This is a genomic window from Cellulomonas triticagri (assembly GCF_003696205.1).
GTDB lineage: Bacteria > Actinomycetota > Actinomycetes > Actinomycetales > Cellulomonadaceae > Cellulomonas > Cellulomonas triticagri.
Map to the genome: position 1 here is coordinate 1 of NZ_RFFI01000005.1, position 19,851 is coordinate 19,851.

The 19,851-nt window shown below is 74.9% G+C and carries 20 protein-coding genes and 2 tRNA genes; 12 read left to right on the forward strand and 10 right to left on the reverse strand.

From position 1 onward, the window contains the following. The 6 genes from EBM89_RS01595 to EBM89_RS01620 all read right to left on the reverse strand — a co-directional run. The coding region (locus tag EBM89_RS01595) for a hypothetical protein (RefSeq protein WP_439647154.1) at positions 1–928 on the reverse strand (928 nt) is incomplete at its 3' end. A gap of 114 nt (positions 929–1,042) precedes the next feature. Then, positions 1,043–2,236, reverse strand: coding sequence for a sensor histidine kinase (locus EBM89_RS01600; protein ID WP_122147713.1), 1,194 nt, complete (start codon positions 2,234–2,236; stop codon positions 1,043–1,045). After that, on the reverse strand, positions 2,233–2,895 hold the full coding sequence (locus EBM89_RS01605) for a response regulator transcription factor (RefSeq protein ID WP_122147714.1): 663 nt from the start codon (positions 2,893–2,895) through the stop codon (positions 2,233–2,235). The genes EBM89_RS01600 and EBM89_RS01605 overlap by 4 nt, the downstream gene beginning before the upstream one ends. Before the next feature lie 276 nt (positions 2,896–3,171). Continuing rightward, entirely contained in the window at positions 3,172–4,542 is a 1,371-nt protein-coding gene (gene tig / locus EBM89_RS01610) for a trigger factor (RefSeq protein ID WP_122147715.1), read from the reverse strand. 146 nt (positions 4,543–4,688) lie between these two features. Next, the gene (locus EBM89_RS01615; protein WP_199731933.1) at positions 4,689–6,767 is read right to left on the reverse strand and encodes a DNA/RNA non-specific endonuclease; all 2,079 of its coding nucleotides are present in this window, start codon (positions 6,765–6,767) and stop codon (positions 4,689–4,691) included. A gap of 56 nt (positions 6,768–6,823) precedes the next feature. Further along, entirely contained in the window at positions 6,824–7,267 is a 444-nt protein-coding gene (locus EBM89_RS01620; protein ID WP_122147716.1) for a DoxX family protein, read from the reverse strand. A 93-nt stretch (positions 7,268–7,360) separates the two neighbouring features. On the opposite strand from EBM89_RS01620, the gene EBM89_RS01625 reads away from it, so the two are divergent. Together EBM89_RS01625 and EBM89_RS01630 are read left to right on the forward strand one after the other, a co-directional pair. Beyond that, the gene (locus EBM89_RS01625) at positions 7,361–8,107 is read left to right on the forward strand and encodes an ABC transporter permease (protein WP_199731934.1); all 747 of its coding nucleotides are present in this window, start codon (positions 7,361–7,363) and stop codon (positions 8,105–8,107) included. Between the two features lie 34 nt (positions 8,108–8,141). Continuing rightward, positions 8,142–8,606, forward strand: coding sequence for a VOC family protein (locus EBM89_RS01630; protein WP_233571470.1), 465 nt, complete (start codon positions 8,142–8,144; stop codon positions 8,604–8,606). Between the two features lie 2 nt (positions 8,607–8,608). On the opposite strand, the gene EBM89_RS01635 is transcribed toward EBM89_RS01630, so the two are convergent. Beyond that, positions 8,609–9,508: a glycine betaine ABC transporter substrate-binding protein gene (locus EBM89_RS01635; protein WP_122147718.1), complete on the reverse strand. Its 900-nt coding sequence runs from the start codon at positions 9,506–9,508 to the stop codon at positions 8,609–8,611. A gap of 324 nt (positions 9,509–9,832) precedes the next feature. Here EBM89_RS01635 and EBM89_RS01640 point away from each other — a divergent pair, with 324 nt between their 5' ends. Together EBM89_RS01640 and EBM89_RS01645 are read left to right on the forward strand one after the other, a co-directional pair. Then, complete coding sequence (locus EBM89_RS01640; RefSeq protein ID WP_122147719.1) at positions 9,833–10,216, forward strand: HNH endonuclease; 384 nt, start codon at positions 9,833–9,835, stop codon at positions 10,214–10,216. Positions 10,217–10,493: 277 nt separating this feature from the next. Then, positions 10,494–11,018, forward strand: a complete 525-nt coding sequence (locus EBM89_RS01645; protein WP_122147720.1) for a GNAT family N-acetyltransferase — start codon at positions 10,494–10,496, stop codon at positions 11,016–11,018. A 140-nt stretch (positions 11,019–11,158) separates the two neighbouring features. On the opposite strand, the gene EBM89_RS01650 is transcribed toward EBM89_RS01645, so the two are convergent. After that, a tRNA-Pro gene (locus EBM89_RS01650) sits at positions 11,159–11,232 on the reverse strand. Positions 11,233–11,309: 77 nt separating this feature from the next. Here EBM89_RS01650 and EBM89_RS01655 point away from each other — a divergent pair. After that, positions 11,310–11,380, forward strand: a tRNA-Gly gene (locus EBM89_RS01655). Here EBM89_RS01655 and EBM89_RS01660 read toward each other — a convergent pair. Beyond that, the gene (locus EBM89_RS01660; protein ID WP_122147721.1) at positions 11,352–12,656 is read right to left on the reverse strand and encodes a TIGR03862 family flavoprotein; all 1,305 of its coding nucleotides are present in this window, start codon (positions 12,654–12,656) and stop codon (positions 11,352–11,354) included. The two genes, EBM89_RS01655 and EBM89_RS01660, sit on opposite strands and share 29 nt — an antisense overlap. Positions 12,657–12,708: 52 nt before the next feature. Here EBM89_RS01660 and EBM89_RS01665 point away from each other — a divergent pair, with 52 nt between their 5' ends. The 6 genes from EBM89_RS01665 to EBM89_RS01690 all read left to right on the forward strand — a co-directional run bounded on the left by EBM89_RS01665 (position 12,709) and on the right by EBM89_RS01690 (position 17,515). After that, positions 12,709–13,425: an MSMEG_4193 family putative phosphomutase gene (locus tag EBM89_RS01665; protein ID WP_122147722.1), complete on the forward strand. Its 717-nt coding sequence runs from the start codon at positions 12,709–12,711 to the stop codon at positions 13,423–13,425. A gap of 10 nt (positions 13,426–13,435) precedes the next feature. After that, complete coding sequence (locus EBM89_RS01670; RefSeq protein ID WP_122147763.1) at positions 13,436–13,996, forward strand: DUF3090 domain-containing protein; 561 nt, start codon at positions 13,436–13,438, stop codon at positions 13,994–13,996. Beyond that, positions 13,993–14,781 carry an SCO1664 family protein gene (locus tag EBM89_RS01675; protein ID WP_199731935.1) on the forward strand — a complete coding sequence of 263 codons (789 nt, stop codon included), beginning with the start codon at positions 13,993–13,995 and terminating at the stop codon, positions 14,779–14,781. The genes EBM89_RS01670 and EBM89_RS01675 overlap by 4 nt, the downstream gene beginning before the upstream one ends. Positions 14,782–15,228: 447 nt before the next feature. Beyond that, entirely contained in the window at positions 15,229–15,933 is a 705-nt protein-coding gene (locus EBM89_RS01680; RefSeq protein ID WP_122147723.1) for an ABC transporter ATP-binding protein, read from the forward strand. After that, entirely contained in the window at positions 15,930–16,772 is an 843-nt protein-coding gene (locus tag EBM89_RS01685; RefSeq protein ID WP_122147724.1) for a hypothetical protein, read from the forward strand. Before EBM89_RS01680 ends, EBM89_RS01685 begins: the two co-directional genes overlap by 4 nt. Beyond that, positions 16,769–17,515 (forward strand): hypothetical protein, encoded by a 747-nt coding sequence (locus EBM89_RS01690; RefSeq protein ID WP_122147725.1) that lies wholly within the window; start codon positions 16,769–16,771, stop codon positions 17,513–17,515. Before EBM89_RS01685 ends, EBM89_RS01690 begins: the two co-directional genes overlap by 4 nt. A gap of 84 nt (positions 17,516–17,599) precedes the next feature. Here the strand turns inward: EBM89_RS01690 and EBM89_RS01695 are convergent, their stop codons facing one another. Then, positions 17,600–18,568, reverse strand: coding sequence for an alpha/beta hydrolase (locus EBM89_RS01695; protein WP_122147726.1), 969 nt, complete (start codon positions 18,566–18,568; stop codon positions 17,600–17,602). A gap of 342 nt (positions 18,569–18,910) precedes the next feature. On the opposite strand from EBM89_RS01695, the gene cysK reads away from it, so the two are divergent. Next, the gene (gene cysK / locus EBM89_RS01700) at positions 18,911–19,846 is read left to right on the forward strand and encodes a cysteine synthase A (RefSeq protein WP_122147727.1); all 936 of its coding nucleotides are present in this window, start codon (positions 18,911–18,913) and stop codon (positions 19,844–19,846) included. Positions 19,847–19,851: the final 5 nt, after the last annotated feature.

The window sequence follows — 19,851 nt, forward strand, 5'->3', positions numbered from 1 at the left end:
CGGCCGCGGGGCAGGGGCGGACGCGGCGGCGTCCTGCCCGCGCCACCAGCGCCCGGGCGAGCGCCGGCGGGTCGACGGCCAGGCGGGCGTCCGGGCCGACGGGGCGGAGCAGCCCGCACGCGTCGAGCCGGTCCAGCACCCCCGGCTCCGCCCACGCCTCGACCTCCGCCAGGGTGGGGGGCGGGTCCGTGGCGACGACGCGCTCCAGCGTCGCCACCTGGTCGGCTCCGGCCTCGGCCAGCAGCAGGTGCGCCACCGCCCCCAGGGGGACCTCCTCCCACGGCCGCACCCGGGTGCGGACGCCGTCGCGGACCGCGAGCACCCCGACGGTCCACGCGGCGCGGCCGATCAGCTCGACGACCTGGGCGACGCCCCCGGACCACCGGGCGACGTCCGCGGTGACCTCGGCGTCCACGGGTCCGCCGAGCACGCGCTCGAGCAGCAGGTGCGTGTCCGGCAGGGCCAGCGGGGCGACGCGCACCTCCACCGGGGCGCGCCGGGCGAGCACCGTGCACCACCGGCCGCCGTCGGCCAGGAGGTCCGCGCCGGTGCCGGCGACGACCCGCGCCTCCGCGCGCCGGGCGACCGAGGCGATCAGGCGCAGCGAGTCGAGGTCCACCTCCTGCGGGTCGTCGACGAGCACCAGGCCGTGGGTCGTCCCGACCTCGAACCGCAGCCAGGAGGCCAGGTCGGCCACCGACGTCGGCCCCGACGCACGGCGTGGCGCCCCGGGATGCGTCCGCAGGGCGGACAGCGGCAGGTCCCCACCGGGTCGGATCAGCACTCCTCCGGTTCCGGGCCAGCGTTGCAGCAGGTCCAGCACGGCAGCGGCGTCCGACGCCACCCGTCCGCGGACGAGCACGTCGCACCCGGACGCCACCCACGTCAGCACCTCCTCGACAGCGGCTCGCGTCGACTCGCTCTCCACCTGCGCCTCCTCGTGCCGGCGGCGCCCGCCGCCGCGCCCGATGAGCCTCCGCGCGGCGCGGCCGGGCCGGACCCCGCGCTGAGTAGTTCCACCTACGCGGAGCATCGGTTCCCCTCAGGGCACGCAGTCACCGGGCAGCGTGTCCTCGGGGCTCGCGGCGGTGCGCAGCGGCAGGTCGAACCGGAGGACGGAGCCCCGCTCGTCGCCGGTCAGGTGCAGGCCACCCCCGCGCGCCGCCAGCCGGGAGCGGAGCCGCTCCAGCCCACCGAGGACCACGTGCCCCGACGGCCCGCGCCCGTCGGCGCGCACGACGCCGACCAACCACAGCGGTGCGTCGCCGGCCACGCACCGCTCGACGTCGAGCCGGACCCGCACGCGGTGCGCCCGGCCGTGCTTGAGGGCGTTCGTGAGCGCCTCCTCGACGGTGTCCACGACCACGAGCCGGTCGGGCAGCACGATCGGGTCGTCCGTGCCGTGGTCGACGAGGTCCCGGTACGTGGGGCCGAGGTCGAGCGCCCCCGCCACCGACGGCGGCAGCCGGTCCAGCAGCGTCCGCACCGCCCGGACCACCGACACGTCCACCGCGGTCGGGAACAGCTCGTGGCTGAGCGCCCGGACGTCCCGCTCGCTGACCTCCGCGAGCTGGTCCGCGATCCGACGCAGCGCGGCGGCGTCGTCGGGACGGTCCGGCTCCAGCCGCTCGACCACCTGGTCGATCCCCGCCGCGAGCAGCACGAGCCGGTTCTGCACGGCGCCGTGCAGCCGGTCCGCGACCAGCCGCCGGCGCACGCCCTCCTGCGCCTCCAGGCGGGCGACCTGCCGCGCCGAGGCGACCTCGGCGGCCGTCCGCGCCCGCATCTGCGCCTCGTAGGCGACCACGAGGTCGGCGACCAGCAGGGCGCCGACGAGCGCGACCACGTAGCCGAGGCCCGTCGCGGCCCCGTCGAGGACGTCGTCCACCAGCGTCACCGGCCGGCCGACGTCACCGAGCGCGGCCACGCGCACCACCGCGACGGCGGCGCTCACCGTGAGAACGGCGCCGAGCCGGTACCGCCAGCGGCGGCCGAGCGGCCGGGTCAGCACCACGAGGGAGACCGCGGCGAACGCGCACACCAGGTCGACGACCACGACGAACACCGACGTCGCCGTCACCTGCCCCGGCGTCATCCCCGACGACTCGAGACCGTCGGGCCCGCCCCACCCCACCCAGTGCGCGAACGCCATCAGCGCGAACAGGACGGCGTTCAGCAGCCCGACCAGCGTCACCACGCCGGTCGGTGAGGTCGCCGCCGCGAGCCGACGGATCACGTCGCCGGGTACCGGCTGGTCTGCTGGAGGAACGCCAGGGTGGCGAGCACCCGGCGGTTGTGCCCGTCCGAGTCGAGACCCAGGATCCGGTAGACCGCGAGCAGGTGGTTCTCCACGGACCGGACCGCGATCCCCAGCTCTCCCGCGATCCAGTCGTTGGTCCGGCCCTGCGAGACGAGGGCGAGCACCCGGAACTGCGCGGGCGACAACCGGGACACCTGGGTGTCGGACCGGGCCGACGAGCGCTCGACCAGGTAGGGGTCGACCACCTGCTCACCCGCGGCGGCCGCCGCGATGGCGCGCGTGAGCGTCGTGATCGCGAAGCTGGACCGCTTGGACAGGTAGCTCCACGGCTTGGTGGCGGTCTCCTGGGCGAGCAGGAACGCCGGCATCGCGTCGTGGCACGACAGCAGCAGCACCCCGACGTCGGGGTCCGCACGCTGCAGCCGGGCGCCCAGCGCGACGCCGTCGCCGTCGCCGAGCTGCACGTCCACGATCGCGACGTCGGTGCTGCCCGGCGTCATCACCAGCCGGGCCTCCTGGAACCCGCCGACGGAGTGCACGAGCGCCACCCCGGGTCGGCTGTGCAGCAGCTGCTCGAGCATCCGGCGGAGCATCAGCTCGTCCTCGACGAGACTGACCCTGACCGCGGTGCCCATGGTGTCGACGGTATCCACGTTCCCGCTCCCCTCACGCGCCCGTGGGGGTCCCCCACGCGCTCCTGGGTGGCGGTGTGGGTACCGCCCGGGTCCACCGTCCGTCGGGGGCGGCGTCCCGCCGGGTCGGCCCAGGGGGTTCCCCGCGCGCGTCGCCCCGGGGTACCCACCTCCCGAGCGCCTGGGTCCGTCAGCGGGTGACCCCGGACCGCGCTCGGCCCGGAGACGGCGCAGGGCCCCGCACCGTCCGGTGCGGGGCCCTGCGGGGAGCGGGGTGGCTCAGGCCTTGGCCTCGGTCTCCTCGACCTCGGTCTCGTCGGCGGCCGCGGTGGCGGCCTCCTCGAGGGCGGCCTGCGCGGCCTCCTCCTCGTCCGTGCCGATGAACTCCGACAGGTCGACGGCCGCACCGGCGCCGTCGACGACGGCGACGTGGCGCAGGGCCACGGCCAGCGCCTTGGAGCGCGCGACCTCGGCGACCATGGCCGGGATCTGGCCCTGCTGGTCGACGGTCTGGATGAACGTGTTCGGGTCCATGCCGTACTGGCGCGACGCGCTCACGAGGTAGTCCACGAGCTCGCCCTGGTTGACCTTGACCTCGAGCTTCTCGGCCAGGGTGTCCAGCAGGATCTGGTTGCGCAGCGCGGTCTGCGCCTGCTCCGTCACCTCGGTGCGGTGGGTGTCGTCGTCCAGGCGGCCCTCGGACTCCAGGTGGCGGTGCACCTCGGCCTCGACGGCACCCGACGGGACGGGGATCTCGACCTGCTCCAGCAGCTGCTCCAGCAGCAGGTCGCGCGCCTGCACGGCCTGGTTCTGGCCCTTGACCTTGCCGGCCTGCTCGCGCAGGTCCGCCAGGAGCTCCTCGACGGTGTCGAACTCCGACGCCATCTGCGCGAAGTCGTCGTCGGCCTCGGGGAGCTCGCGCTCCTTGACCGTCGTCGCGGTGACCGTCACGGCGGCCTCCTCGCCGGCGTGCTCGCCGCCGACCAGGGTGGTCGTGAACGTGGTGGTCTCGCCGCCGGACAGGCCGGTCAGGGCCTCGTCCAGGCCCTCGAGCATGTTGCCCGAGCCGATCTGGTAGGAGACGCCGGAGACGGTGTCCACCTCCTCGTCGGCGATCTTCGCGACCAGGTCGATGACGACGAAGTCCTTCTCGGCGGCCGGGCGGTCGACGCCGACCAGGGTGCCGAAGCGCTCGCGCAGCGCGTCCAGGCGGCCCTGCACGTCCTCGTCGGTCACCTCGGTGCCCTCGACCGTGACGGACAGACCGTCCAGCGCGGGGACCTCGATGTCGGGGCGGACCTCGACCACGGCCTCGAAGACGAGCTCGCCGTCGGTGTCGCCGGCCACGAGGCCCGGGACCTTCTGCACGTCGACCTCGGGCTGGCCCAGCGGGCGCAGCTTGTTCTCGCGCACGGCCTCGGCGTAGAAGCCGGACAGGCCGTCGTTCACGGCGTGCTCCATGACCGCGGGGCGGCCGACACGCTGGTCGATGATGCGCGGCGGGATCTTGCCCTTGCGGAAGCCGGGCACGTTCACCTGCTCCGCGATGTGCGCGTAGGCGTGGTCGATGCTCGGCTTGAGCTCGTCGTACGACACCTCGACGGTCAGCTTGACCTTGGTGGGCTCCAGGGTCTCGACGGCGCTCTTCACTTCAGTGCTCTCCAACTGCTCGGACGGTGTGCGCCGGGGGTCCGGCGTGGGCGCGCAGCGCACGGTCTCGGGCTGGGCCCGACGCCCTCGGGGGGCGGCACGCTTCGGCGCGTGCGGGCATGGCTCGCCGCACCGGCCCGTCGATCCTACGGCACCGGCGAGGACCGCCGCCAAAGCACGGTGTCGCCGAAGGTGCGCAGCGGGTGCCCGACGGCCACGGACTCCCGACCGCCGGGGCCGACCGGGGCGGCGAGCGCGTCGTGGGGGGTGTACGCCCCGAGATCCAGGCCGGTGAGGTCCGCGACCGTCGCCACCGGCACCTGGAACGTCCCGTAGCCGCCGAACGTCGCCTCGTCGGCCAGCACCCCGGGCAGCCGGTCGGCCTGGCTGAGCACGTACGCCGACACCGCGAGGTCCCCGCCGGGCTCGCGCACCGCCACCAGCTTGTAGAACTGCCGGGGCAGCAGCACCCCGCGGTACGGCGGGTCGTCCGGCGCGAGCACCGGGCCGCTGAGCACGCTGACCCGCAGCCGGTCGCGGGCGACGACGCCCAGCACGAAGTCCTCCAGGCCGAGCCACAGCGCCGCCCCCTGGTTGACGTCCTCGTGCTGCGGAGCGGAGTTCGTGTAGTGGAACGTGTCGTCGTTCGCAGCCGCCGCGAGCGCGCCCCACGCCGGGTCGACCCGGCGGACCAGGTGACCACGGTCCAGGGCGTTGTCCAGGTACACGTCCGGGCCGGTCTGCTGGTCGGCGGGCAGGCGCGGGTCGAGGATCCACCGGTCGCGCGTGCGCACCGGGGCGGCCAGGGCGGTGCCGTCGATGTTCACCGCCGCCACCAGGGCCAGCCGCCGGGTGCGGTGCAGGACGACGCTGAAGTGGTGGTACGCCAGCGGGGGCAGCACGTCGGCGGCGTGCGACCCCGGGCCGGGCAGCGGGAGCGGCAGGCCGAGGAAGTCGGGGTCGTACCCCCGCCGGTTCGTGTAGTCCCGGTCGACGGCCTCCGTGACGAGGACGCCGGGCGGGGTCGGGGGCGTGGCCGGGGGGCTGGTGGCGGTGCCCAGCGACACGGTGACACGGAGCGGGACCTCCACGACGGTGTCCGGGACGCGCCCGGGCGCCGTCTCCGGCCCGGGGCCGGGCGTCCCGACGGGTACCGCGACCCGGGCGGGCGCGGTGCCGAGCTGGTCGAGCAGCGCCCGGCCCGCCGGGTCCACGTCGGCGCGCGCGAGCCGGGCCAGCACGCGGCTGATCCGGATGCCCTCGTTCACCACCGCGTACGTGCTGCCCGGGTCCGGGCTGGTCACGCTCGCGTGGTGCAGGGCGACCACCTCCCACTGGTCGTTGAACACCGGCGACCCCGACGACCCCGGCTCGGTGTCGGCCACGTAGTGCAGCACCTGCTCGGCGATGTCCACGAGCTCGTTGGCACGCAGCACCACCTCCTTGGGGCGCCCGGCGGGGTGCTGGACGATCGTCACCTCCTCGCCGACGACGACCGTGCCCTGCGCGGCGGTGAGCGGCAGCCAGCCGAACCGGGCGAGGTCGGCCACCGGCTCGACCGCCACGAGCGCGAAATCCAGCTCGGCGTCCGCGACGAACAGCGTCGCCGGGTCCAGGACCACGGTGGTGACCGCCCGGGGCCGACCGTCGGTGCCCTCCTGGTACTCGAGCTCTAGCAGCGCGTCGGCCGCCACGGCCGCGTCCGGCAGCACGTGGTGGTTGGTCAGCAGCAGCCGCGGGGAGACCAGGAAGCCCGTCCCGTACCCGGACACGTGCCCGTCGTCGCGGACCACGACCCGGCCCACCGCGCGCTGCGCGACGACGCCGTCCTCCAGGTAGCGGGCGGGCAGGAAGTCGGGCTGGTTGACCACGGCCTCCAGCAGCACCGCGGCCTCGGGTCGCGCCGTCGCGGCGAGCCGCTCGGGCACCCGGTCGCCCAGGCGCTGCGCCGCCGCGTGCACCAGGTCGGCGGGCGTCGCGACAGCCGGGGGCGCCACCGCGCCCGCGCCCGCGCGGTACCGGGTCACGCGGTCCACCCGCAGCGCGGCCCGGTCCGGGTCGTTCACGTCCAGCAGCGTCCCGTCGCGCAGGCCCGCGCACGCCGCGAGCCGCTGCCCGCTGCGCTCCGCGACCCGGGCGACCGCCCGCTCGTCCTGCCCCGCGTCCCGCACGTCACCGACCACCGTCCCCGCCCCCTCCGCCCCGCACGCCGTGGTGGGCTCCACGATCCTCGTGCGGGACGGGCCGCCGCTACCCCTCGGAGGTGAACGCGGGGGTCACCTCAGCGGGCGTCGCGGCGGCGGCGCCGGTGGTCGCGCCACGCGCCGGTCCCCCACAGCGCCCACGCCACCAGTCCCGCCTGGAACGGCAGCCGGGCGAGCCGCTTCGCGTCGGTGTCGAGCCCGAAGGCGTCGGTGTGCGTGAGGTACTGCGAGACGTTGCCCGGGAAGATCGCGACGAAGAACGCGGCGGCCGTCCAGCCGACCTTCGCCCGGTGCCGCGCCGGGGCGACCGCGAGCGCCGTGCCGAGCGCGATCTCGACGACGCCGGAGCCGAGCACCACGAGGTCCTCGTCCAGGGGGATCCACGGCGGCACCTGCGCCTGGAACTCCTCGCGGGCGAACGTCAGGTGGCTGGTGCCCGCGAACGCGAGCACCGCCCCGAGGCCGATCCGCCCGACCGTGCGGGCGATCTCCCCGCCCCGTCCCGCCTGCTGCTCCGCCATGACGCCTCCTCGGTAGACGACCTCGTCTACCTATCGAAGCACACATCGGCGCCCCGAGTACCCCGAACAGGTCCAGCGGTAGCGTGCACGCCCGTGACCACCGCCACCGTCCTGCGCACCGCGCTCGCCGGCGCGCTGCTGCTCGGGGTGTTCCTCGCCGTGACCGGCGCCGCCCGCGTCCGGGTCCGACGGGACACCGCGGTGGCGGTGCTGCGCGCCGCCGTGCAGCTCGTCGCGGTGGCCGTCGTCATCGCGTGGGTGTTCCGGCACCCGGGCGCGGCGGCCGCGTACCTCGTGGTCATGGTCGCGGTCGCGGGCTGGACCGCCACCCGCCGCGTCGGCCTCGGCACCGCGACCGCCGCACCGCTCACGCTCGCGGTGCTCGCCGGGGCCGCGACCGCCGTCCTTCCCGTCGTCGCCAGCGGGGCGCTCGCCCCCGGGACGCCGACGCTCGTGCCGTTCGCCGCGCAGATGATCGGCGGCGCGATGTCCGCCACCGCCGTCACCGGCCTGCGGCTGCGCGACGACCTGCGGACCGGCTGGGACGTCGTGGAGGGCTGGCTCGCCCTCGGTGCCACCGGGCGGCAGGCCGTCGCGGAGCACGCGCGCGTCGCCGTCGGGCGGGCCCTGGTCCCCGGCATCGACCAGACCCGCAGCGCCGGGCTCGTCACCCTGCCGGGGGCGTTCGTCGGGCTGCTGCTCGGCGGCGCCGGACCCGCGCAGGCCGCCCAGGTGCAGCTGCTCGTCCTCGTCGGGCTGCTCGCCGCGCAGGCGGTCGCGGGCGTGCTCACCACGACCCTGCTCGCCGGGCGCCTCGGCCGGACCCGACCCGGGTCTTGACCGCTCCCCCGGTCCCGGGACGACCATGGCGTCCGTGACCGACGCCACCACGCCGCGCCAGCTGCGCCTCATCATCGAGACCGACGACTTCGACCAGGCGATCCGGTTCTACCGCGACGTCCTCGGAATGCCCGAGCAGGCGGCCTACGCGACCACCGGGGACGACCGGGTCGCGATCCTGCACGCCGGGACCGCGACCATCGAGCTCGCCACGCGGGAGCACGCCCGCGCCGTCGACGCCGTCGAGGGCATGCCGCCCGGCACCGGCCCGGCCCTGCGGCTCGCGCTGGAGGTCACCAGCACCGCCGACGCGGTCGCCGCGGCCGAGGCCGGCGGGGCCGAGGTGCTGGCCCCGCCGACCCGGACGCCGTTCCGCTCGGTCAACGCCCGGGTCGCCGGGCCCGACGGGTGGCAGGTGACGTTCTTCCAGGAGCTGGAGACGCTGGACGAGCGCCGCGCCCGCGAGGGCTTCACGGTCGACGGGGACCGCGACCGCTGACGTCAGGCCGTCAGGCCGTCCACCCAGTCGCGGTTCCCCTCGATCCACGTCGCGATCCGCTCCTCGTACTCCCCCGACGGGTTGTCCACGAACAGCGCGGCCTGCAGGCCGGACAGCCGGTCCAGGTCCATCGTGAAGTCGCTCAGCCACCCCTGGACCTCCGGCAGGTCCTCGGCGAGACCGGTGCGCGCCAGGATCGTGATCTCCTCGGCATCGCCGAAGGCGCCCTCCGGGTCCTCCAGGTTCTTCAGGTCGTACTCGCCGTACGCCCAGTGCGGCTGCCAGAGCGTCACGGCGATGTCCTCGCCCGAGACCATCGCCCCGTCGAGCTCGGCCAGCATCGCGGCGCTGGACGACGTGATGAACTCCATGCCCTCCAGCCCGTAGGTCGGGATGACCTCGTCCTGGGTGAGCCGGGTCAGACCGGCGCCCGCCTCCGTCCCGACGATGCGGTTGCCGAACGCGTCGGCGTGCGCCGCCAGGTCCGCGAGCGAGTCCACCGGGGCGTCCGCGTTGACCGCGATGACGTTGCGCGCGTCGGAGTTCCACACGCCGACCGTCTCGATGTCGTCGCCGAACTGCGCCAGGTAGTCCTCGTGCGTCACCGGCAGCCACGAGCCCAGGTACAGGTCGTAGTCGCCCGCGCTCAGCCCGAGGAACGTCGTCGCGATGTCGACGTACTCGATCGTCACGTCGTATCCCTCGTCCTCCAGCACCGCGTGCCAGAGCTCGGTGACCGCGTTGCCGTCGTCCCAGCCCGGGACGGCGGCGATCGTGATCTCGCGGGACTCCTCGCCGTCCGCGGCGCCCGCCGCGCTCGAGCAGGCGCCCAGCGCGAGGGCGACGGCGGAGATCCCGGCGGCAGCGGCCAGGCGGCGGGAACGGGGGTGTCGTGCGGTCATGCGTCGTCCTTGTCCGGCCGCGGGGCGGCCTCGGCATCCGGGTCGGCCCGCCGCGGATCGGCGGGCACCTCCTCTGTCCGGACGGGTGACGGGCGCGGGGCCCGCCGACCGTACGCGCGCGGGCTCCCGACGCGAGCCGGGACCCGGACTCGCGTCCGTGAGCTGCCGCACCAGGGGCGCGGCTCGGTCGAGGTTACGTCAAGGCCAGGTCAAGTCGAAGTTCGACAGACGCCCTACGGATGTGGCACGTGCGGGCGTGGGCGCCCGTGTGCGCGCGCCGTCACACTGCCCGGGACGACAGCCCGCAGGCGGTACGGTCGGCGCGTGCCCCCGCAGTTCCGCACCTCGCCCGCCGCCCGCGCCCGGTACGCGAAGCGCCGCCAGCGCCGCCTCGCCCGCGTCGACAACGACCTCACCGCCGAGCAGTGGCAGGACCTCCTCGACGCCTGGGGGTGCTGCGCCTACTGCGGGGCCGTCGGACCCGCGCTGCAGAAGGACTGCGTGCTGCCCATCTCGCGCGGCGGGCGGTACACGGTCGACAACGTCGTCCCCGCGTGCGCGTCCTGCAACGCCAGCAAGCACAACGCCGAGGTGTCGGGGTGGCTGCGGCGCAAGCGGCTGGACGAGGGGGCATTCCTGGTGCGGTGGGCGGAGATCCGGGGGCGGGTCGTCATCGTGGCCGAGGGGCCGGCGGACGAGGTCGGCTGATCTGGTGAGCGGATCGGTCACCCATCTCGCCGATCCGTGCAGCGGGCTCCAGGAGAGCGTCGCGCCGACCGCACCCCGGGGGCTTGTGCCGACTGTGGCGCGTCACATCATCACGATTCCAGCTGGAGGTCACCCCGCCCGCACCGTCCGCTGTGCGGAGGAATATGTCGGGCGACCGGTTGCGCGGCGACGCTACCGTGCACTCGTGCCGCCAACGCCTGAGACCGACGCCCAGCATCACCCGGCGGCTGCCGCGTCCTCCCGAGGGACAGGCCCCGTGCTCCGGCGCTGGCTCCCGGCGGACGTCGGGGACCTCGCGGACGCCCTGCTCGGATCCACGGACCTGGACAGGCAGGTCCCGGCTGCGGCACTCGCGGGCCCGCAGGGCCGGATCGACGTGGTCGAGACCATGGCGGCGTGGGGACCTGCGGACCACTACCTGGCGGTGGAGCTCGACGGACGGGTGGTCGGGACCGTCGCCGCATGCGCGGTCGAGCACAGGCACGGAACCGCGTGGATCTCGTACTGGCTGGCCGAGCCCGCCCGGGGCCAGGGGCTTGCGACGCGTGCTCTCGCGACGATGGCGGTGGTCGCGTTCGACGAGCTCGGCCTGCATCGCCTCGAGCTCGGGCACCGGGTGGACAATCCCGCGTCCTGCGCGGTGGCGCGACGCGCCGGGTTTCTGGCGGAAGGCGTGGAACGGGAGAAGCTGCGGTACGGGGACCGGAGGTTCGACGTCGAGACCCACGCCCGACTGCGCGGCGACCCCCTTCCGCTCGTCGATCTCCTTCCCGTCCGATGAGGGGCGAGCAGTCGAACCGGAACCAGCCGACGTCCCGCCGCCTCACCCCGGCGCCCGGACGGGCGGCTCAACCCCAGCGCGACGAGGTCTCCTGACCGTCGGTACCGGTCAGGAGCCCTCGCGCTGGCTGGCTCGGTCGGTCGGGATGGCGGGATTCGAACCCACGACCTTCCGCTCCCAAAGCGGACGCGCTACCAACCTGCGCCACATCCCGTGCGGCGCCGAGTCTAGTGGCGCGGGTACCCCCGTCGGAGCCGGTACCCTGGTCCGGCGGCCCCACCGTGGGCCTGCGCGGATGTAGCTCAATGGTAGAGCCCCAGTCTTCCAAACTGGCTACGCGGGTTCGATTCCCGTCATCCGCTCCCCTGCCCGTCCCGGCACCTCGGGACCCGCCGATGCGGCCCCGGCCACGCCGAGCCGCGCGAGCATCCCCCGCGCCGCGGCCACCCCCGTCGCATAGGACGCCTGCAGCAGGTACCCGCCGGTCGGAGCCTCCCAGTCGAGCATCTCCCCCGCGACGAAGGTTCCGGGCAGCGCCCGCAGCGCGAGGTCGTCGTCGACCTCGGACCAGCGGATCCCGCCCGCGCTGGAGATGGCCTTCTCGATCGGCATGGCCTCGGTGACGACGACCGGGACGGCCTTGATCAGCGCGGCGACGGCGGCCGGGTCGTCGGGGACGGCGTTGCCGGTCGCCTCGCGCAGCAGGCCGACGGCGACGGGGTCGAGGCCGAGGCTGCGCTGCAGCCACGTCGAGCGGGAGTCCTTGGGACGGCGCCGGGCGAGGCGGTCCGCGAGGCGCGCGGCGTCCTGGTCGGGGCGCAGGTCGAGGAGCAGGACGGCGCGGCCGTCGGCGTCGAGCGCGGCGCGGACGGCGGCGCCCGTGGCGTAGAGAGGGCCGCCCTCGATGCCGGTGCGGGTGACCATCGCGTCGCCGCGCACGGGCGCCTGGTCCTGCCCGCGCACCGAGACAGCGACGTGCTTGAGCGGGACACCCTGGAACCGCTCGGCGAATCCGGCGGTCCACGCGACGCGCGCACCGACGTTGGCGGCGCGCAGCGGCGCGGCGGCGACGCCCCGCGCGGCGAGCAGGTCCACCCAGGATCCGTCGGAGCCGAGCCGGGGCCAGGACGCCCCGCCGAGGGCGAGCAGCACGACGTCGTAGGACGCCTCGGTGCGGGTGCCGTCGTCGGCGGCGCCGACGCCGGTGAACGTCAGGCCCGCGCCGTCGGCGGTCCAGCCGGTCCAGCGCTGGCGCTTGTGGATCGTCACGCCGAGGGAGTCCAGGCGGGTCAGCCAGGCGCGGACCAGCGGGGTCGCGCGGAACGAGCGGGGGAACACCCGGCCGCTGGAGCCGACGAACGTCGCCTCCCCCAGGCCCGCGCACCACGCGCGCAGGTCGTCGGGGGTGAACGCCTCGATCATCGGCGCGAGCCGCTCGGCGGCGGCACCGTAGCGCGGCAGCATCCGGTCCAGGGGCTCGGAGTGCGTGATGTTGAGGCCGCCGTGCCCGGCGAGCAGCAGCTTGCGGCTCACCGAGGGCATCCGGTCGTGGACGGTCACCGCCACGCCGGCCCGGGCCAGCACCTCCGCGGCGATCAGCCCCGCCGGACCGCCGCCGACCACTCCCGCGGTCTGCACCCGGCGACGGTAGCGGACGCGCGCGGCCGGGCGTGACTCCTAGGCTCGGCGTATGGCTACCGTCCTGCTCGTCCGCCACGGCCGCACCACAGCGAACGCCACCGGGATCCTCGCCGGGCGCAGCCCCGGCGTGCTGCTGGACGAGGTCGGCCACGACCAGGCCGACCGCACCGGGGAGCGCATCGCCGTCGTCCCGCTGGCCCTGGTGGTGACGAGCCCCATGGAGCGCTGCCGCCAGACCGCCGCCGCGATCACCACCCGGCACGAGCCGCTGCCGCAGACGCGGGTGGACGAGCGCCTGACGGAGTGCGACTACGGCGCGTGGCAGGGGCGGCCGCTCGCCGACCTCGCGCGCGAGCCGCTCTGGTCGACGGTGCAGCGGCAGCCGAGCGCGGCGGTGTTCCCCGGCGGGGAGTCGCTGGCGGCGATGCAGGCCCGCGCGGTCGCGGCGGTGCGCGAGACGGACGCCGCCGTCACCGCCGAGCACGGGCCCGGCGCGGTGTGGGTCGCCGTGACCCACGGGGACATCGTCAAGGCGGTGCTCGCGGACGCGCTCGGGATGCACCTCGACCTGTTCCAGCGGATCGGGGCGTCGCCCGCGTCGGTGTCGGTCGTGCGGTACGGGGCGGAGCGGCCGGACGTCGTCGCGACCAGCACCGAGGCCGGGGACCTGTCCTGGCTGCGCGGGGCGGCACCGGCTGGCGACGCGGCCGTGGGCGGCGGGGCGGGACCGGGCGACCGGTCGGTGGATGTCGCCGGGCGCTCCTAGCATGGGGGGCATGGCCACACTCGTCCACGAGCACGACTGGCCCGACCGCGTCGTCATCGGCACGGTCGGACGACCCGGCGCCCGCACGTTCTACCTGCAGGCCCGCACCGGACGCCGCACCACCTCCGTCGCGATGGAGAAGGAGTGGGCGGCGTCCCTCGCGGAGAAGATCGACGAGGTCCTCGACGGCCTCATGGTCGAGGACGGCAACCGGTACAGCGTCCCCGAGGCCGCCGTCGCGGAGCTCGTGGACGACGACCCCGTGGAGCAGCCCGTCGAGGAGGACTTCCGGCTCGGGCAGCTCAGCCTGTCGTTCGACCGCAGCACCGGGCAGGTCGTGGTGCAGGCGTTCCCGCTGATCGAGGTCGAGTCCGAGGAGGAGGCCGCGCGCCTCGCCGCCGAGGACCCGGAGCCCGAGGAGGCGCTGGTGCTGCGCATGCCCGTCGGCACCGCGCGGGCGTTCGCCGAGCGCGCCCGCCGGGTCGTCGCCTCGGGGCGCCCCGCGTGCCCGCGCTGCGGCCGACCGGTGGACCCCGACGGGCACGAGTGCCCGGCCCCCGGCACCTGGTGAGCGACGACCCCGACGACCTCGACGCGGGGCCGCTGAAGGTCCTCGGACGGATCACGGTCGCGTCGAACGCGACGTTCCTCGGCCGGATCGGGACGACCCGGGTCGTGTACAAGCCCGTCGCGGGCGAGAAGCCCCTGTGGGACTTCCCCGACGGGACCCTCGCGCGGCGCGAGCGCGCGGCGTACCTCGTGTCCGAGGCGACCGGGTGGGGTGTCGTGCCCCGCACGTGGCTGCGCGACGGCCCGCTCGGGGAGGGGATGGTGCAGCTCTGGCAGGAGGCACCGGCGGGCGCCGACGGCGCCGCCCTCGACCCGGTCGACCTCGTCCCCGCCGACGCCGTGCCCGCGACCGGGTGGCGGACCGTCCTCGACGGCGAGGACGGCGACGGGCGCCACGTGACGCTGGTGCACGAGGACTCCCCCGCGCTGCGCCGCATGGCGGTGCTCGACGTGCTGCTCAACAACGCCGACCGCAAGGGCGGGCACGTGCTGCCGCTGGCGGACGGGCACCGGGCGGGCGTGGACCACGGGGTGACGTTCCACGTCGAGCCCCGGCTGCGGACCGTGCTGTGGGGGTGGCTCGGGGAGCCGCTGACCGCCGACGAGCGCGCGGGGGTCGATCGGGTGCGCGACGGGCTCGCCGGCGACCTCGGAACCGCGCTGGGCGCCCTGCTGGACCCGACGGAGGTCGCAGCGCTGGCGGTGCGCAGCACCCGCCTGCTGGACGCGGGCGTCTTCCCGTCCCCCGAGGGTGAGATGCCCGCGGTCCCCTGGCCGCTCTTCTGACCACGCGCGAGCAGCGGTCAGGCGCGGTGGGGGGGTCGCGGCTAGCGGTCCTGCTCCCACTCGCGGATCGCCGTCCGAGGTCGGGGACGACGCGGTGCCGCACAGCCGAGAGATTCTGCTCGACCGGCTGCTCGACGACGCCGTCTGCGAGGCAGGTACGGCGGTGCACCACCTAGACGCGCGCAACTCCCGCGAGGACGCACCCCTCAATCGCACTGTCGCACCGGGTCCGTAGCACCCAGGGGTTCGGGTCATCACACCTAGGGGTGACGGGTGTCACCAGACTCTTGCCGCCTGAGGGATCGGTCCTCGCACCGGCGCGCGCCGGCTTGGCGCACGCGTGCGTCGAGGTGGGGGGAGGGCCCGTCGGCGAGCCCACGGCGGTGGCCGGCTCCGCCCGACGCGGGTCGTCGAACCGCCCTGGACCCTGGAGACGAGAGGTCGTCGATGATCGAGATCAGCCGGTTGACCAAGAGGTACTCGACGAAGGTCGCCGTCGCCGACGTGACGTTCACGGCGCCCCCGGGTGCTGTCACCGGTCTCATCGGGCCGAACGGCTCGGGAAAGTCCACGACGATCCGGGCCCTGCTCGGCCTGACCCGACCGACGCACGGGACCGCGACCGTCGACGGATGCCAGTACGGGGACCTGGGCCCGTACCCGCTGCGCCGGGTCGGGGCACTGCTCGACAACGCGGCGCCCGTGCCGGAGCGACGCGGTGTCGACCACCTGCGGTGGATCGCCCAGACCAACGGGATCAGTCGACGTCGCGTGGACGAGGTCCTCGAGCAGGTCGACCTCACCGGTGCGGCCCGCTCGCGGGTCAAGCAGTACTCCCTGGGCATGAAGCAGCGGCTGGGCATCGCGGCAGCGCTCCTCGGTGACCCCGACGTCCTCGTGCTCGACGAGCCGATGAACGGGCTGGACCCCGAGGGAATCCGCTGGATCCGGGAGCTCCTGCGTCGCCGTACTGCAGAGGGAGCCACGGTGCTCGTCTCCAGCCACTTCATGACCGAGCTCGAGTCCGTCGCCGAGCGCGTCGTCGTCCTCGCCCGGGGCCAGGTGCGCGCCGAGGGAACCATCACCGAGGTCGCCGGTGGCTTCGAGTCGCTCGAGGCCGCCTACTTCCACCACACCACGGTCTCCGTATGACGGCGCCGACCGCGCCGCACCGGCCGAACCCTGGCCGTGCGGGCCCGACCCGCGCCGCGCTCCGGGCCGAGCTCACCAAAGCCCTGACCTTGCGGAGCCTCTGGATCGGGGCGGGCGTGATCCTCGCGCTCAACGTGTACTTCGCCCAGATGAACGTCTCGCTCCTGGCCGACCTCGCGCAGACGCTCGAGGATGGCCGCTTCGTCGCCTACGACGGCACCGTCGCCTCGTTCGAGACGGCGGTGCGGGACAGCATCCTCTCCTCGCCCTACCAGAGCGCGGCCCTGTTCGTCCCACTCCTCATCGCGGTCGTCTGCGGCCAGGAGTACCGGACGGGCCAGATCCGCACGACCGCGGCAGCAGTTCCGAACCGGTGGCGGCTGGCGACGGTGCAGATCATCGTCTCCGTGGTGCTGGGTGTCGTCGTCACCATCCTGGCGTTCGTGATGTCGGACGTCGTCCTGCTGCTCGCCCTGCCCGCAGAGGGACGCGACGTCGTCCTCTCGGCCGCGGGGATGCTGGTGGGCGCGAAGGTGCTGACCTACTCCGCCGTGATGTCCGTGGTTGCCGGCGTGTTGACGACCGTCCTGCGCAGCACCATGCCTGCCCTCGTGGCCATCGTGGCGGTGCTCGTCCTGGCGCTGTCGGGGGTCCTGCTCCCGCTCTCGCCGCTCGTCCACGGACTGCTGCCGATGATCGCGGCGAAGACCTTCTTGTTCGGGTACGCCCCGGACGCCACCGACCCGTCGGTGGCGGCAGGCCTGGTCATCCTGCTGGGATGGTTGACGGCGGGAGCGGCCACGTGGTTCGGCGCGTTGCGGTACCGGGAGATCGGATGAACCGGGCGATGGCCGCGGCCCTGGCACCGTCCGTGGCGGCGGCACGCGCCGAAACCACCCGGTGCCTGACGCTCACCGGCGTCCGCGTCCTCCTCGCCCTGGTGGCGATGCTGGCCGTCACGCCTGCCGCGCTCGCGACGGCTCGGGTGTCCTCGGACGGTCGAGAGCCCGGCACGCTCCCGGACACGCTGGCGTTCTCGGTCTGCCTGCTCGTGTTCGCAGCGATCGCGTCGGTCTGCGCAGGCGCGGACCACCGGTCCGGGGAGCTCGTCGTGGGCTTGACGGCCGTTCCGTCCCGGACCCGCCTCGCTCTGGCCCGGTTGCTCGCGCTGTCGCTGGTCAACGGCTCGTGCGCGTTGCTGGTCTTCGGGATCGACCGCGGCATCCGGCTCCAGACCGACCCCGGCGCCGGTCGCGGCGGTCTGCCGGAGCACCGCGTGGCCCTCGGGTTCCTGTGCGCGACGATCACGGTGACGGTGCTGGCGGCCGCTCTGACGACGTTGCTGCGCCACGCGATGCTCAGCATGGCGGTCGTGCTGCTCGCGCCGATCCTCGTCGTCCCGTTCCTGGACCGCGTGCTCCCGAGCGTCGCGGCGGCGCTGCCGTTCAACGCGAGCAGCGTCGCCGTCACAGGTTCGGGAAGCACGCCCATGCCCTGGCTCGTCGGCGTCGCGCTGCTCGCCGGCTGGGGGGTCGCGGCGGTGGTGACCTCGGTCCTGCACCTGCGACGTCGCGACCTGTGAGTACTGCCGCCGCACGTGGCTCGGTGGGACGCCGAGCGCCCGACCTCGCCGCCCACCGGCGCTCCCGGGGGAAGGGCGCGCGGCTCAGGCTCGGGCGAGCGTCTGCGTGAGCCAGTCCCCCACCGCCGTCAGGTAGCGGGAGCGCGCCGGCGCGGGCGACAGGGCGAGGTCGTGCGCCCCGCCGGGGACCTCCTCGAACGTGACGTGCCGCCCGAGCCGGGGTGCGAGTCGCCGCATGTCGGCGACGTCGAGCACGGAGTCCGTGGTCAGCAGCGCGTCGTGCCACCGGTCGTCGGGCCCGGTGGCGTCGGAGGCGAGGACGAGCACGGGCACGTCGATGTCGAGACCCCGGGCGACGTCGGCCTGCCCGCGGCGGACGGCCCGCACGAACCCGGCGCGGACGGGGAACCCCTCGGCGGGCTTCCACGCGAGGTCGTAGCTCCACTCGCCACCGGTGTCGGCGTGCAGCGCGCGGCCGTAGTGCTCGCCGAGGTGCGACACGACGAGCCCCGGGGCGACGCGCCCGACGACGTGGACGAGCAGCCAGGTCAGCACGGTGCGTTCGAGCCAGGTCCCGCGCAGGTCGAGCCACGGGGAGTTCAGCACGACGGCGTCGACCAGGCCGCGCCCGCGGCGGTGGTGCGCCCACAGCGCGGCGACGAGCCCGCCGGTCGAGTGGCCCAGCAGCACGACGCGCTCGTGCCGTTCCCGGACGACGCGGACGGCGGCGTCGATCTCCTCGGCGTACACGGCGAGGTCGGTGGTGTCGTTGGGCGGGCGCCCGGGGCGGATCGAGCGCCCGTAGTCGCGCAGGTCGAGGGCGTAGAGGTCGTACCCGCGGGCGTCGAGGGCGTCGGCGACGTGGTCGTGGAAGAAGTAGTCGACAAACCCGTGCACGTACAGCACCGCCGGGCGCGCGGGGTCGGTCCCGGCACCGCGCCGGTGCACGAGCGTGGCCACCGGCAGCCCGCGGGCGTCCGGTCGCAGGGGCAGGGTGCGTCGCACCCAGTCGCCGCCCAGCACGTCCACCGCGTCGTCGCGCACGTCGTCCATCCCGGCATCGTGCCACCTGGGCCGACGGGGTCCGGGCATCTTTGTCGCCCCTCGCGCGTTACCGCTACTGTCGGGCCCATCGGCCTCGACGCCGACCACGACGGGAAGGAGCCGGGCATGCGCCGCACGCCGCTCCTCGCGCACGCCGCCGGGCGCCCCGCCCCGCGTGCGCCCCGCACCTGTCGCTGTCTGTAGAGCGCTGGCCGCTCCGTGGTGCTGCGGCGCCACGTCGGGGACCCGTGCGGGCCCCGGCCTCCAGCGCTCGCCCCCGACCCGCGGCCGGGTACGCCCACGCCGCGCGCACCGCACCGACCCCGTAGGAACGACACAAGGACGGCTCCCATGGCACGGATCTACGACGACGCGACGCAGCTCATCGGCAACACCCCGCTGGTGCGGATCAACAAGCTCACCGAGGGCGTCGACGCCACCGTGGTCGGCAAGCTCGAGTTCTACAACCCCGCCTCGTCGGTGAAGGACCGCATCGGTGTCGCGATCGTGGACGCCGCGGAGGCGTCCGGCGAGCTGAAGCCGGGCGGCACCATCGTCGAGGCCACGTCCGGGAACACCGGCATCGCGCTGGCGTTCGTGGGCGCGGCGCGCGGCTACGACGTCGTGCTGACGATGCCGGAGTCGATGTCGAAGGAGCGCCGCGCGCTGCTGCGGGCCTACGGCGCGGAGCTGATCCTCACGCCCGCGTCCGAGGGCATGAAGGGCGCCGTGAACCGCGCGAACGAGGTCGTCGCCGAGCGTCCGGGTGCGATTCTGGCCCGGCAGTTCGCGAACGAGGCGAACCCGGCGATCCACCGCCGCACCACCGCCGAGGAGATCTGGGCGGACACCGACGGCGAGGTCGACATCCTCGTCGCGGGCATCGGCACGGGCGGCACGATCACCGGCGTCGGACAGGTGCTCAAGGAGCGCAAGCCGGGCGTGCAGATCGTGGGCGTCGAGCCCGCCGAGTCGCCGATCCTCAACGGCGGCCAGCCCGGCCCGCACAAGATCCAGGGCATCGGGGCGAACTTCGTCCCCGAGATCCTCGACACGGGCATCTACGACGAGATCATCGACGTGGACGCCGAGACGGCCGTCGCCGTCGCCCGCCGAGCCGCGACCGAGGAGGGGCTGCTGGTCGGCATCTCCTCGGGTGCCGCGCTGCACGCCGCGATCGAGCTGGGCAAGCGCCCCGAGAACGCCGGGAAGCTGATCGTCGTGATCATCCCGTCGTTCGGCGAGCGCTACCTGTCCTCCATCCTGTACGCCGACCTCCTGGACTGACGGGA

Excerpts from the sequence above, each read along its gene's own strand:
- EBM89_RS01695 (WP_122147726.1), bottom strand. The coding sequence starts at position 18,568 with ATGGACGACGTGCGCGACGACGCGGTGGACGTGCTGGGCGGCGACTGG.
- EBM89_RS01685 (WP_122147724.1), top strand. The coding sequence starts at position 15,930 with ATGACGGCGCCGACCGCGCCGCACCGGCCGAACCCTGGCCGTGCGGGC.
- EBM89_RS01620 (WP_122147716.1), bottom strand. The coding sequence starts at position 7,267 with ATGGCGGAGCAGCAGGCGGGACGGGGCGGGGAGATCGCCCGCACGGTC.
- EBM89_RS01635 (WP_122147718.1), bottom strand. The coding sequence starts at position 9,508 with ATGACCGCACGACACCCCCGTTCCCGCCGCCTGGCCGCTGCCGCCGGG.
- EBM89_RS01690 (WP_122147725.1), top strand. The coding sequence starts at position 16,769 with ATGAACCGGGCGATGGCCGCGGCCCTGGCACCGTCCGTGGCGGCGGCA.
- EBM89_RS01670 (WP_122147763.1), top strand. The coding sequence starts at position 13,436 with ATGGCCACACTCGTCCACGAGCACGACTGGCCCGACCGCGTCGTCATC.
- EBM89_RS01665 (WP_122147722.1), top strand. The coding sequence starts at position 12,709 with ATGGCTACCGTCCTGCTCGTCCGCCACGGCCGCACCACAGCGAACGCC.
- cysK (WP_122147727.1), top strand. The coding sequence starts at position 18,911 with ATGGCACGGATCTACGACGACGCGACGCAGCTCATCGGCAACACCCCG.
- EBM89_RS01680 (WP_122147723.1), top strand. The coding sequence starts at position 15,229 with ATGATCGAGATCAGCCGGTTGACCAAGAGGTACTCGACGAAGGTCGCC.
- EBM89_RS01605 (WP_122147714.1), bottom strand. The coding sequence starts at position 2,895 with ATGGGCACCGCGGTCAGGGTCAGTCTCGTCGAGGACGAGCTGATGCTC.